Here is a 12,857-nt window from a genome sequence, read left to right on the forward strand (position 1 = left end):
GGAGGTCAACCGTGCCCGACAAACTGGGGGACATCGACACCCTTGTTGTCTTGATGATGCAGAGCAGGTCGTTTGATCACGTTCTCGGTCACCTGAGCCTCGACGGCGGGCCTTACGAGGGCCGACTCGACGGGCTCGTGGGCACGCCGATCGACGGGAAGCTCCTCGACGCGCGGTATGAGAACACCTGCGAGGGGCGTATTCACCAGCCCCAGGAGATCCGCGACGGCGCAATGCCCGGGGAGCTGCCGGAGGATAGCCAGTCCGTCCAGATCTCCCTCGGCCGCAGGGCGTCCTCCGGCAAGCGGTGTATGGATGGCTTCGTGCGCGCGTATGCGCTCTCTTCGCACCGCGCGTCGCGGTCCTTGCCGATGGGCTTCCTGCGGTCCTCGGGCGCGCCCGTCACGAATTTCCTGGCGAAGAGTTATGCCATCTGTGATCGCTGGTTCGCTCCACTCCCCACCGGTGTGGCGCCGAACCGGCTCATGGCAACGTGCGGCTATTCGCTCCTTGCGGACACCACGCCCCGGCTCCTGCCCCTGCACGATACGGTCTTCGACTGGATGAAGCAGCGCGGCGTCCGATATCGTGTGTACCACGACGGTTTGTCCTTTTTCACCCTCGGCCCCTGGATGCACGGCGAGGTCACGAGCGACCGGTTCCGCCCTGCCGCGCGGCTCGCGGACGACGTTCGCAACGAGCCCGACGCCACGTTCCCCCAGGTCATTTACATCGAGCCCTCGTATTTCGACGCGCCTTTCCACCTCGGTCGTCCGCCGAACGACAACCGCCCGCCCTTGCCCATGGCGCCTGGCGAGCGATTCCTGCTCCAGGTCTACCAGGCGCTCACATCGAACCCCAAGCGCTTCGGCCGCACGCTCTTCATCGTCACGTATGCCTCGCACGGCGGCTTGTACGATCACGTCCCGCCCCCGTCGATTCACGATGGAAAATTCGCGACGGCGGGCGTGCGTGTCCCCGCGATCGTCGTCTCGCCGCTCGTCGAGCCGGGCACGGTCCACAGCGGCCTGCTCGATCACACCTCGATCCTGCAGCTCCTCGCCGAGAAGTTCGGCGACGGCGCGTATTCCGAGGCCGTCACGCACAGGGCCGCGCAGGGGATCGGCAGCGTCTCCGCGGTCTTGAACCGCGGCGCGGCGCGGTCGTCGTTGCCTGTCCCGCCGAGCCCGCCCGAGCGACCTGGCCCCAAATGCAAGCGCTCCCTCACGCCCGTCACCAACGGCGCGCAGGCCTTCGACCTCGCGGCGCGCGCGCTCTGCGACCACGCCCCGGCGCGCGTCGCGAGCGCCTATCCCGAGCTCTGGCAGGCGATGTGGAACGCCGAGCTGCAATGAAACGGTAGGCTGATCAGAGGGCGATCGTAAAACCCTGCCAGGCCGAATCGAACGCCGTCGGCAGCACGATCTCCCACGCCGCCTCTTCCAGGCACGAGACGAGCTTCGACTCCGCCTTTTCCCCGTCGATCGTCGCCCGCACCGAGACGAGCTCCTGGAGCGTCGATTCGAGCCCGACCTTCGCCGTTTTCCCCGCACCGCCGCACGCGGAGAGCCCGCGCTCGAGCTCGCTCTTCAGGAACGCCTGCTTGTCGAATGTCGCGAGCCGGACCGGCTTCGCGCGGTGCGCGCCGGAGAGCCGGCCAAAACCGGACCCGAAACCCTGGCCGCTGCCCGTGGAATGCTCGAGCCCTTCCGTCGAAGGCCGCACGCCCGGCTCGATCGCGAGGTAACTCGTCACCGGCGACACGGCCCGCCCCATCATCGCGAGCGTCATCATGTCCGCCTCGTCGATCGAATGGAGCAGGTGCGAACCGAACACGAGCCCCGCCCACCTTCGATTCTCGGCCTCGTCCGCGACGAGCACCCGGCGCACGGGCGTCGCCCATAACTCGCCCGTCACCTCCACGAACGGAACCTGCTTCTCCGACAAACGCAAATCCTCGAACGACGCGCCCTCCGTCAGCTCCTCGGGCGCCTCGATATCCTCCCGGGCGAGGCCCTGCGCGTGCACCTCGAAATGGTCGATCCGCTTGGGCCGCGCGAGCTCCTCGTACACGTCGCGCGGCTCCTCGCCCGGGTCGTCCTTATCGATCGACGCCTGCCAGACGAGCCCGCCCGTGGGCCGCGTCAGCGTCGCCCAGGCGTGCGTGTCGTCGCGCTCGAGCGTGGTTGAAAACGCGCTCCCCACCACGCCAACGTGCAGCAGCGCGCCGCTCTTCGAGAGTTGCCCCCGCAGCCGCTCCGGCGTGAGCTCCCGCCGCGTGCGCGCGTCCGTCAAGGCCAGGATCCGCTTCGGCGTGCCCTCCGGCAGCGCCGCGAGCAGCGCGTCCGCGCGGGCGAGGGCCTCGTCGATGTGGCTCCCGTTTCGCCGGACGACCTGTGCACCGTCGAGCCCGGCGAGCGCGTTGCGTGCCGAGACGAACCCGTGTTTCGGGACGTGCACCGCGCGGTCGAACAGGAGCACGGCCGCGCGGGCGTCCGTGAAATGGGAGAGATACGCCCGCGCCATGGCGACCTCCGCCTCGATCTGCTCTTGTTCGAGCGATCGGGACGCGTCGATCAGCACCACGACGTGCGCGCCGCGGGGCACGCGGGAGAGCGCGGGCGCCGCGTCGATGTGAAACCGGACGACATTCTTCTGCTTGCCGAACGAAACCGAAGCGAGCGCGCCTTCGAGGGGTTTTTCGCTCGCGGGCGCGACCGACAGGTCCACCGCGTCCTTCAAGCTGATCTGGGCCGGCGCTTTTTGACGTGTATCGCCGACGAAGAGCGCCTCGCCCGCGATCATCGGCGACACTGTGGCCGCGGCGGGCAGCTTTTCCGTGCCCATGGCCGAGAGATCGAGGTGATGGCGGCCGTCGCGATATTGCGTCGGCAGCCGCAGCGTGTATTCGATCGTCTTGTCCTCGCCGGGCGGGCAGGGGAAGACCTGCAGCGCGAGCAGGCTCTGGCTCCGCCACGAGAGCAAGGCCGGATCTTTCGGATAATACCCGCCGATCCCCGTCAGCTCGCGGTACCGCGCCGCGGCTTTTTCTGCTTCCAGCAATTCGCCGTCGTACCAGTGGGGCTTGCCGTCCAGCGTCGCCAGCGTGCGCAGCCCGACGGCCACGGCCCCGGTCGGCAGGTCGATGTAAAACGTCGCCTGATCGTGGCGCGGACCGCCATTGTGCACCGTGCGCCGCACGACGAGGTCGGCGTGCCCGTGGCCGATGCGGAGGTCGATCACGTGGGCTTTCTCCACGAGTTTGTCCGATCGCAGAGCCTGCACGTCGTCGGCCGACGCGGCGTTCGCAGAGAGGAGAATCGAAGCGAGGGCGGCAGCGGCGCGCGTGTACGAAACGAAAGAGGTCCGCATGGCGATGGACCCTCGACATCCACAAGGCCGCTGCGTTCCCGATTTTTTTGAATTCTTCACCAAGCGGATCGTTCTTGCCCCGGCGTACGTACGGCTTGCCGGGCGAGGGCGCCCGGCGTATCGAAGCGCCGATGTCTGCTCCCGAGTCGGCGGCCCGCGCGGCACCCGAGAAGAAAGGGCCGAGGCGCGCCGTCACGCTCGCCCTCGTCGGGATGACGTTGCTCGCGCTCCTCGCGGTCACGTTCCGGCTCCGGCTCGACCCGAACGTAGCGTCGCTCCTGCCGGATCAGGGCGAGGCCGCGGCGCTGCGGCGGTACGTGCGAGGCTTCGGCGGCGGCGACCTCGCCGTGGTGCTCGTCGAAGGGCCGGATCCAGAGACGAACACGCGCGTCGCGGCCGACATCGCGACCGAGCTCGGAAAACGCCCGAGCGTGGCCCGCGCCGCCGATCGCATCGACACCTCACGCGCCCTCGATCCGATGCTCGCATTCCGCCACGCGGATCCTCGGGCGATGGAGCGTCTCCGTGGCGCGCTCACGCCCGAAGGCATGCGCGCGCGGCTCGCGGAGAGCCGAGCCATGCTCCTCGCGCCGGGCAGCGGCGCCGCGGCCGAGATGCTCGCGGCCGACCCGCTCCGGCTCGGGCAGCTCATCTACGAGGGCGCGGACATCGGCGCCGGCGTGCGCACGCAGCCGGACGGGGCGTTCGCCACCGACGACGGCAAGGCCCACCTCGTGCTCGTCGAGCCGCGTGGACAGGCTTTGCGTGGCGAGGACGCGCGGCGCTTCGTCTCGGACACCGAGGCCGTCCTCGCGCCGCATCGCTTGGCGCACCCCGAGATGCGGCTTGGCCTCACGGGGGGGCATGCCATTGCGGCGGCGACCGAGTCCATGCTGACGCGGGACCTCTCGATCTCCAGCACCCTCGCCATGGTGCTCGCGTCGCTCGTCTTCGCGTTGATCTTCCGGCGCGTGCGTGCGCTCGTCGCCGTGATGCCGCCGCTCCTGCTCGGGACGGTGTGGACCGCGGCGGTGGCCGCGGCGCTCCCGCGTGGTTTGTCGGGGATCGCGGTCGCGTTCATGTCTGTCGTCGTGGGCGTGGGCGTCGACACGGGCGTTCACGTTTACGCGGCGCTGCTCGAGGCGCGGCGGGCGGGGCTCGCACCCCGCGAGGCCGCGCGCGCTGCGCGGGCGAAGACGGCGCGCGGCGTGCTCTTCGCGGCGGGGACGGCGGCCGCGGCGTTTGGCGCGCTCGCGTTTTCGAGCATCGAGGCCATGCAGCAGCTCGGCCTCCTTTGCGCCGCGGGCGAGCTCCTCACGGCAGTGGCGATCGTCCTCGTCACGCCGGAGGTCGGCGCGCTGCTCGAACGAAAGCCCCCGCCACCGCCTGCGCCCGTGCGCTGGACCGACGCGTTCGCCTGGCTCTCGGGCACGCGCAGGCGCGCGGCGCTCCTCGCCCTCGTCGCGCTCCTGCCCGTGGTCGCGGTGTTTCTCGGCGCGGCCCCGGGTTTGTCGGAGTCGATCGTGGCCGTGCGGCCGAAGGAGCTCGAACCGCTGAAGGTGCAGCAGGCGGTGTTCGACGCGTTCGGCGGCAAACGCGGGCAATGGGTCGTGCTCGTCGCCGATCGGGACCTCGAGCCTGCGCGGGTGCGAGGGGATCGGCTCGCGGAGACGCTCTCCGGCATGAAGGACGACGTCGAGGCGGTCGACGCGCTCACGGCGCTCGCGCCGGCGAAGGAGACGCAGGAAGCGCGTTTGGCGGCGCGGGACGCGCAAGACCTCCCGGCGAAGGCGAACGAGCTCGAAAAGGCGCTCGTCGAGACGGGGTTTGCCCCGGCACGTTTCTCCGGCGCGCTCGACGCGATGCGCGCGCCCGCGCGTGACCTCGTGCAGATCGAGGATCTCCGCAAAGGCACGGCGTCGATCCTCCTGTCGCGTTACCTCGGCATGGACGAGGGTGAGCATCTCGTGGCGCTCTACGTGCGACCTCGCGAGGTGCCCGGCGCGACGGCGCGGGTCGAGGAGGCGCTCCGGCGGACCGATCCGCGGGCGATGCTGACGGGGTATGCGCGGCTCGAAGTCGTGCTCCGGCAGAGCCTCGCGCAAGACCTGCCGAAGATCGCGGGCGTCGCCGCGGTGCTCGTGGTGGCCGCGCTCGCGATGTCGCTCCGGCGGGCGCGGGACGTGGTGATCGCGGCGGTCGTCGTCCTCTGCGAGATCGCGGCCGTGCTCTTGCTCGTGCGGATCCTCGGCATCCCGCTGCATGCCTACGACGCGCTCGTCTTGCCCGTGCTGCTCGGCATCACCGTCGACGAGGGCATGTTTCTGCTTTATCGAGCCCGCCAAGTCGACGGGGGGATCGGGGGCCCAGGCCAGCCAGGAGGGCAGGCCGGCGCCCCCGACGTGGAGCACGATGTGATTCGCGAGACCTTGCGTGACGAGGGCCCTCCCGTCGCGGCCACGGCGCTCACGACGGCCACGGGCTTCGCGGCGCTCGCGTTATGCCGCTTCGACGGCCTTCGGGATCTCGGCCTCGTGGGCGCGCTCGGCAGCGTGGCGGGGCTCGTGGTCGCGCTCGTCGTCGTGCCCGCGGGGCTTCGGCTCTGGAAGGCGTGAGGTCTTCTCAGGCTGCCCGTGGGGCGGTATCCATGGTCCTTCCCATGTCGCAACCCTCCAAGCTCATCGCGGATCGCGTCTCCATCAGCCGCACCGTGCTCGCCTCCTTGAACGAGCACACCCCCGATATCGCCAAGGAGCTTGAAGCCGCGCTGTTTCCGGAGGGCCCGCCCCGCGACGTCACCGTCGGCGGATTCCTCCACGCACTACGCGACCTGCTCGCGCGCTCGACCGAGGCGATGTTCGCGGCCGACCTCGCACACACGCGCGAGCTCGCGGACGACGACGCCCCCCGCGCACTCGCCGAGGAGCGCCTCGAGGTCTTGAAGGCCCTGCTCCTCTCGCTCCGCACCACGCTCGCGAGCACGTACGGCGTGCCCGTCGCCGCAGCGTACGGCATTCCCTCGCAGATCCCCGACGACCCCGAGGTCCTCCTCCGCGTGGCGAGCGCCATCGAGCGCCTCCTTCGGGATCGACCGCTCGTCGAGCCGCCGAAGATCCGAAGCCTCGCCATCGCGCCGCTCGCCGTCGCCGAGGACCTCGGGTTCGCCATCGCGGACCTCCGGCGCGCGCTCGCGGACGTCGACCGCGAGAAACGCGAGGCCGTCCTTTCGCAAAGCACGAAGAACCTGGCGATGGCCCAGTGGCTCTCCACGTACCAGGGCGTCACCGAGGCGGCCTGCGGCCTTTATGCGCTCGCGGGGCACGCCGCGCTCGCCGAGGGGATCCGTCCGACGGCGCGCAGGCTCGCGGGTTTGCCCGAGGAGGAAGACGCCGCGCCCTCGACCGAGCGGTCGCGTTGATCCCATAGCCACGCGCCTCCCCGTCGCCTATTCTGATCGCGTGGCCGCCCTGCCGCTACGCACCGAGGGGACACGTCCGCGTGAGCGCGGGGAACACACGCGCGGGAGGCTCGCGCGTGGCATGTTTGTCTCGGCGATCGCCCTCGTCCTGTTCGTCCCGCGAAACAGCGCCGCTCAGCCGAACAAGCCCACGGCGCCGTCCGCGTCGGCCGGGACGAACTCGCCGCCGGCAAACCCCGCCCCGACGAACCCTCCGCCTTCGCCCGCCGCGCCGCGCCTGCCGCGCGCCTCGGTCGCTCGTGTGGTCGAGAGCCTCGCTGCGGATCTCGCGCCCTTGTCCTTCCTTCCTGCGCGCGCGATCGCCGCGCCGCTCGTCTCCGACACGCCGGCGCCGCGCGGGGCCGAGCTCACGGCCCGGATCGCCTCGCTCCTCGCGGGTCGCCTCGGCGCGGGCAGCACCACGCATCCGACCCCGCTCCCGCTCGCGGACGCGCGCGTGGCAGCGCGCGGCGAGCGCTCGTTCGTGCACCTCCTCGTCGAGATCCGCAGCGGAAAGCTCCGCGTCACGGCCGATGTGTTTCCTGTCCCGCGCACCGTATGGGCGCGCATTCGTGATCCCGAGCCGGCCCCCTTCGCGCACGCGTTTGCCGAGGTGCCGCTCGACGCCGAGATTCGTAGCTTCCTCGAATCGGTGCCGCTCGCGAAGGCGAACGTCACGCGGGGCCAGAACTTCGAGTCCGACGTCGTGGCCCTCGCGTGTGGCGACATCGACGGCGACGGCGCCCTGGAGATCCTGAGCACGAGCCGTCGCCGCGTGACGACCCTGCGGCTGCGTGAGGGCAAGGTGTTGCCGCTGCGCTCGCGCTCCTGGTCGGATCTCTCGCCGCTGCACCCGTCTCCGCTGCGCGAGCCGATCGGCCTCGCGGGCCTCGTCGAACGAAGGGACGAAGCGGACGGTGTCGCGTGGTTCGTCGACGTCGGCGTGACGGATCGCGCGAAGGCGTTGCGCCTCGACGCCGAGCTCGTCGTCGTCGCGCCGGTCGCGGGTTTGCCCGTCTCCTCGGGCGAGGCGAGTGGCTGCGCGCGCATCACGTCGGGGTGGCTCACGGGCCCGCTCGTGCCTTGTTGGTCGGGAGAAACGGTGATCGCGCCGGCGATCGCCGGCAACTTCGACGTGCTCGCCGCGGCCTCGCTCGTGACGTCGCAGGGGCAGCGTTTCACCGTGCTCGCGGCGCGGAACGATCGTGGCACGGTCGAGGTGCGTGACGACGCAGGGCACGTCGAGACAATCACCGGCGCGGGCGCGCAGCTCGCGGTGGGGGATCTCGATCAGGACGGCGATCCCGAGATCCTGAGCGGGCTCGACGTGGCGAATGCGCTCGAGGATGCGGTCATCGTGCGCACGTGGGCGCGCGCGGCGGCGGGGGAGGCGGGGAGGCCGCGCGAGATCCTGCGGCTGCCGGCCGCGGCGGGCGTGCGCGCGCTCGCGGTGTGTCCTCCGGACGGCCCGGGGCGCGCGCCGTTCGTGGTCGCGACCGCGGACGAGATCTGGGTGGTCCGATGAGCGGCGAAATGTTCGGCGGGGACAATCGTTTGTCCAGGCGCACGTTCCTCGGCGCCTCCGTGGCGACCGCGCTCGCGGCCGCGACGCCTTCCGCCGCGGCGCTTGGCCGCACCCCGCACGGCGGCCGGTTCTCGCTCCACCTGCCCTGGCCCACGCGCGCGATCGATCCCCACGACCTGCGCGACCCGACCGCGGCGCTCTTCGGCGCGGCGATCGCCGATCCGCTCTACACCCTCGACGCCGCGGGCCACCCGGCCCCGGCGCTCGCGCAATCGCTCCCTTCGAGGGAGGCGCTCGGCACGGTCGTGCGGCTGCGCGAGGGCCTGCGCACGGCGCGCAAGGTGACGCTCGGCGCGGCGGACGTGATCTTCTCGATCGAGCGCGCCCGCGGTCGAGGCGCGGCGGGGCTCCTCGCGGACGTCCCGACCCCCACGCCTTACCCGAAGGATCCGCTGGCGATGGTGTTTGGCACGACCGACCCGCACAAGCTCGCCCGCGCGCTCGCCTCGCCGCTTGTCTCCGTGGTGCCGCAGAAATTCGATCCGAGCGCGCCGGACGGGACAGGCGCGTTCCGCGCGGAATGTGGCGAGCGCGGGCTCGTCCTTTCGAAAAATCCTTTCTCGGCGCGGGGCGCGGCGTTCCTCGACGGGATCGAGGTCGCGCGCGCGGACGACCTGGCGACGTCGTTGCGACGATTCGAAGCGGAGCGGGACGACGTGGGCTGGCTCGGGCTCGGCCTGCACGGCGAGCGAAAAGGCGCCGTTCGTTTCGACCTCGGCCGCGCTGCGTGGATCGTCTTGCAAATGGGCCCGCAGGCCGGCAGCTATGGGGCGCCTTCGGTCGCGCAGCGGCTCGTGGACGCGGTTCCGCCGGAGCGTTTGTCGCACCTCGGACTCGGACCGCTCCCGCCCGCCAATGGGGATCCGGGCTGGGGTGGGCCGCCGGCGGAGCTTTTGGTGGACGAAGCCTCTGCGCACCTCGTCGAGGTGGCGCGGACGCTCGCGCCGATCTTGTCGCGGCCGGGGCACGAGGTGACGGTCTCGACGATCCCGCGCGTGGAGCTCAGCCGGCGCCGGGCGCGGGGGCAGGTGACGCTTTCGATCGACATCGTGCGACCCTCGCAGCCGGGCCCGCTCGGGGCCTTGTTATCGCTGGCGACCGCGGACGACCCGGCGCGGGCGAAAGACCTCGCGATGAAGCCGCCGAAGCTCGCGCCGAATGCGTCGGCGCGGGCATTGACGCATAGCTTGCGGGTGGGTGTGCTCGGGGAACTGCGGGTGGTGGGAGGATTGACGCCGGAGCTCGTGCTTGCCCGTGGCGGGGACGGGTGGGATCTGGGAGCGAGTTTTCGGAGGCGGGGGAAGTAAAGCCTCGAAGTTTTCCCAGGGCGAGATCGTGCCGCTCCCTGGCACGAACGTGTTTCTCGTGAAGCATGCGGACATGCTGGAGCTTTGAACGCCCCCGCCGACCTCGGCGGTTTGTCGCTCACCGCCGTCACGACAACCGACATCTTCTTGGGTAAGATGACCGCTCCATGACCGCGACCGCCCCCCATCCCCACGCCGAGGCCCTCCGTTTCCTCTCGGCCGCCGATCCCCGCCTCGCCGACCTCATCCAGACCGTCGGCCCTTGCCGCCTCGGCGCTGCCGCCCAGACGAGCGGGCCGTTTCATACGCCCGGGTATTTCGAGGCCATCGTCGAGTCGATCGTCAGCCAGCAGCTCTCCGTGAAGGCCTCCGATACCATCTTCGCGCGTGTCCTCGCGATCGGGGGAGGAAAGCTGCTCCCGCCCGCCGAGCTCCTCCGCGTGGAGGAACAAGCGCTCCGGACCTGCGGTTTGTCGGGGTCCAAGGTCAAGTTCATCCGGGACCTTTGCGAAAAACTCCTCGACGGCACGCTCGTGCTCGACGAGCTGCCCGCGCTCGACGACGAGGTCGTGATCGAGCGGCTCCGGCGCGTCAAAGGCATCGGGCGCTGGACCGCGGAGATGTTCTTGATCTTCCGCCTCGGCCGGCCCGACGTGCTCCCCGTCGCGGATCTCGGCATTCAGAAGGGCATGAAGAAGCTCCACGGCCTCCGGAAGGATCCGACGCCCGAGCGAATGGTCAAGCTCGCGCGTCCCTGGAGGCCGTATCGATCGATTGCTTGCTGGTACCTCTGGAGGCTTCACGAAACCAAGAAATGAAAGCGAGACGAACCATGGCTTTTCTTACGAAGATTCCTTTGCGGGCCCTCATGGCCATGACGGCCGGCCTGCTCCTGTTCGTGGCTTGCGGCGACGAGGGCGGCTCGCTCGCAGGGGCGACCAAGCGCTGCGGGCAGGACGTGGGGTGTCAGCCCGGCGAGACGTGCAAGCTCAACTTCATCGAATGGGGCTGGGAATGCTCGTGCGTGGGCGGGAAGCTCGCCTGCGAACCCTGGTCGAGCGGGAGCGGCGCTCCGCCCGAGGAGCCGCCCGCCGAGCCGGGGATCCGGTGCAACGACTCGTATTGCCAGGACAATTATCTCGCGTCCTCGTGCAGGTACACGGGCGTCGATTGCAACTACGAGGTCAAGTGTAGCCTGGGCACGGGAGAGACGATCTCGATCGATGGAGACTGCCGTTGAGGTCGGCTATTTCCCATTCGGCAGCACCAGCGTCGCCAGCACGTCGCCGATGGGCTTCGGCTTTCCGTAGAGCCAGCCCTGGGCATAATGAATGCCCATGTTCGAGAGCATGTCCGCCATCGGCTGCGTCTCGACCGATTCGGCCACCGTCTCGATCCCCAGCATCCCGCCGATGCGCTGCACGCTCTCCACGATCGCCCGGTGGAGCGGGCTGTCCAGCATGCTCCGCACGAACATGCCGTCGATTTTCACGTAATCGACCGGCAGGCTCTCCAGGTACCCGTAGGACGCGTGCCCGCTGCCGAAATCGTCGATCGCGAAGCGGCAGCCCATCGCCCCGAGCTCCTGCATCATCCAGAGCACTTCCTGCAGGTTCGCGAACGCCGCCGTCTCCGTGATCTCGAAGCAAATCTTCGTCGCCGGCACCTTGTACTTGCCGAGCTGCTCGACGAGGAAATCGAGCAGCCCCTCGCGCAGGAGCGAGAGCGCCGAGAGGTTGATCGCGCACGTGTGCAGGTTCTTCAGGTGCTCCTTCGGCAGCGCGCCGAGCGTCGCCAGCGTCCTCTGCACGACGTACCGGTCGATCTCGTCCATCATGCGGCTGTCCTCGGCCGCCTGGATGATCCCGACCGGCGACTCGAGCTGGCCCTCGTCGCCGACCACACGCACGAGGACCTCGAAATGCAGGCCCCGCCGCTTCGTCGGCGGCAGCGCGTGGATCTCCTGCGCGAAGAGGCGCAAGCGGCCGTCCGCGAGGTGCCGCTGAATGCTCGCGACCCACTGCATGGCGCGCCGGCTCCGCGCCATGTCCTGGTCGTCGTTCATGTAGATCTGCAGGCGCCCGCGGCCGCTGTCCTTCGCCAGCCGGCAGGCTTGATCCGCGGCGCCGAGCACCTCGGCCGCGCGGTGGAACTCGGCGCCGAACGGCACGAGGCCCATGCTCGCCTCGACCGGGAACGTCTTCTTCTGCCAGCCGAAGCGGAACTCGTGCAGCGTCCGCTGGAGCTTGCGCACGACCTGCTCGGCTTCGAGCGTGTCGCGGCCGTGGAGCAGCACGACAAACTCGTCGCCGCCGATCCGGCCCGCCGCGTCCTGTGGCCCCATGATCTCGTGCAGGCGCGTCGCCACCCACTGGAGCAGATCGTCGCCCGCGTCGTGGCCACATGTCGTGTTGACCAGCCGGAACCGGTCGAGGTCGAAGTACACGATCGCGTGCCGCACCCCGCGTTCGCGGCTCTGCGCGAGCGCGTGCTCGATGCGCTCCGCGAAGGCGTGCCGGTTCAAGAGGCCCGTCAGCGCGTCGTAGCGCGCTTGCCGCGCGATCTGGAGCGAGAGGAGCTGCTCGACGTTCGCGTCGCGGAACACCACGAGTTTGCCCGCGCGCTCGGGCGCGCCCTCACCCGTGCCGGCGATGCCCGTCGCGTGGCGGATCGCCACGATCTGCCCGTCTTTCCGCTCCAGGAGGGCCGTGTGCCCGAGCAGGCCCGTGGGGAGCTGGCCGCTCGTCGGGCCCTCGGAGGGGAACGGCGTGGGGGGCGAGACGGGCCTCACGCGGAAGATCTCGTCGATCGGCGCGCCGCGCTTCTCTTCGAAGTTCTCGCCCGTCAGCCGCTCCGCGGTCGCGTTCATGCGCACGAGGCGGCCCTCGGCGTCGGCTTCCAGGATCGCCACGCCGAGCTCCGACAGGCTCGCGTCGAGCCCGAAGAGCGGCGCCTTCGGCAGCCACGAGCGGGTACGCCACTCGCGCGTGTCGCGGCGCTCCTCCTCGTCGTCCTCTTCGAGGTCTGCCTCGATCTCCTCGGGCAGATCGTCTTTCGTATCTGAGCTCGTCACGTTGGCCAATACTACCTATAGCGAAAGCCGAGCGTTTCGTCGCCCGCAAATTCCGAGCGTGGC

Annotated in this window: 9 protein-coding genes; 7 read left to right on the forward strand and 2 right to left on the reverse strand. The window is 70.1% G+C overall.

Annotated elements, in window-relative coordinates; genetic code table 11:
* Nucleotides 1–11: 11 nt before the first annotated feature.
* Nucleotides 12–1,355, forward strand: coding sequence for an alkaline phosphatase family protein (locus POL67_RS06920; RefSeq protein WP_271916285.1), 1,344 nt, complete (start codon nucleotides 12–14; stop codon nucleotides 1,353–1,355).
* 13 nt (nucleotides 1,356–1,368) lie between these two features.
* Here POL67_RS06920 and POL67_RS06925 read toward each other — a convergent pair whose 3' ends face one another.
* A complete protein-coding gene (locus tag POL67_RS06925) occupies nucleotides 1,369–3,372 on the reverse strand; it encodes a vWA domain-containing protein (protein ID WP_271916286.1) in 2,004 nt (667 codons plus the stop codon).
* A gap of 131 nt (nucleotides 3,373–3,503) precedes the next feature.
* Between POL67_RS06925 and POL67_RS06930 the strand changes: the two genes are divergently transcribed.
* The 6 genes from POL67_RS06930 (at nucleotide 3,504) to POL67_RS06955 (ending at nucleotide 10,961) form a co-directional block, all read left to right on the forward strand.
* Entirely contained in the window at nucleotides 3,504–5,987 is a 2,484-nt protein-coding gene (locus tag POL67_RS06930; protein WP_271916287.1) for an MMPL family transporter, read from the forward strand.
* Between the two features lie 44 nt (nucleotides 5,988–6,031).
* On the forward strand, nucleotides 6,032–6,790 hold the full coding sequence (locus POL67_RS06935; RefSeq protein ID WP_271916288.1) for a hypothetical protein: 759 nt from the start codon (nucleotides 6,032–6,034) through the stop codon (nucleotides 6,788–6,790).
* A gap of 121 nt (nucleotides 6,791–6,911) precedes the next feature.
* Nucleotides 6,912–8,354, forward strand: coding sequence for a hypothetical protein (locus POL67_RS06940; protein ID WP_271916290.1), 1,443 nt, complete (start codon nucleotides 6,912–6,914; stop codon nucleotides 8,352–8,354).
* Nucleotides 8,351–9,721: a hypothetical protein gene (locus POL67_RS06945; RefSeq protein WP_271916291.1), complete on the forward strand. Its 1,371-nt coding sequence runs from the start codon at nucleotides 8,351–8,353 to the stop codon at nucleotides 9,719–9,721. The genes POL67_RS06940 and POL67_RS06945 overlap by 4 nt, the downstream gene beginning before the upstream one ends.
* A gap of 167 nt (nucleotides 9,722–9,888) precedes the next feature.
* Complete coding sequence (locus POL67_RS06950; protein WP_271916292.1) at nucleotides 9,889–10,539, forward strand: DNA-3-methyladenine glycosylase family protein; 651 nt, start codon at nucleotides 9,889–9,891, stop codon at nucleotides 10,537–10,539.
* A gap of 14 nt (nucleotides 10,540–10,553) precedes the next feature.
* Entirely contained in the window at nucleotides 10,554–10,961 is a 408-nt protein-coding gene (locus POL67_RS06955) for a hypothetical protein (protein WP_271916293.1), read from the forward strand.
* Between the two features lie 6 nt (nucleotides 10,962–10,967).
* On the opposite strand, the gene POL67_RS06960 is transcribed toward POL67_RS06955, so the two are convergent.
* Complete coding sequence (locus POL67_RS06960; RefSeq protein ID WP_271916294.1) at nucleotides 10,968–12,794, reverse strand: putative bifunctional diguanylate cyclase/phosphodiesterase; 1,827 nt, start codon at nucleotides 12,792–12,794, stop codon at nucleotides 10,968–10,970.
* Between the last annotated feature and the right edge of the window lie 63 nt (nucleotides 12,795–12,857).

The organism is Polyangium mundeleinium (assembly GCF_028369105.1).
GTDB lineage: Bacteria > Myxococcota_A > Polyangia > Polyangiales > Polyangiaceae > Polyangium > Polyangium mundeleinium.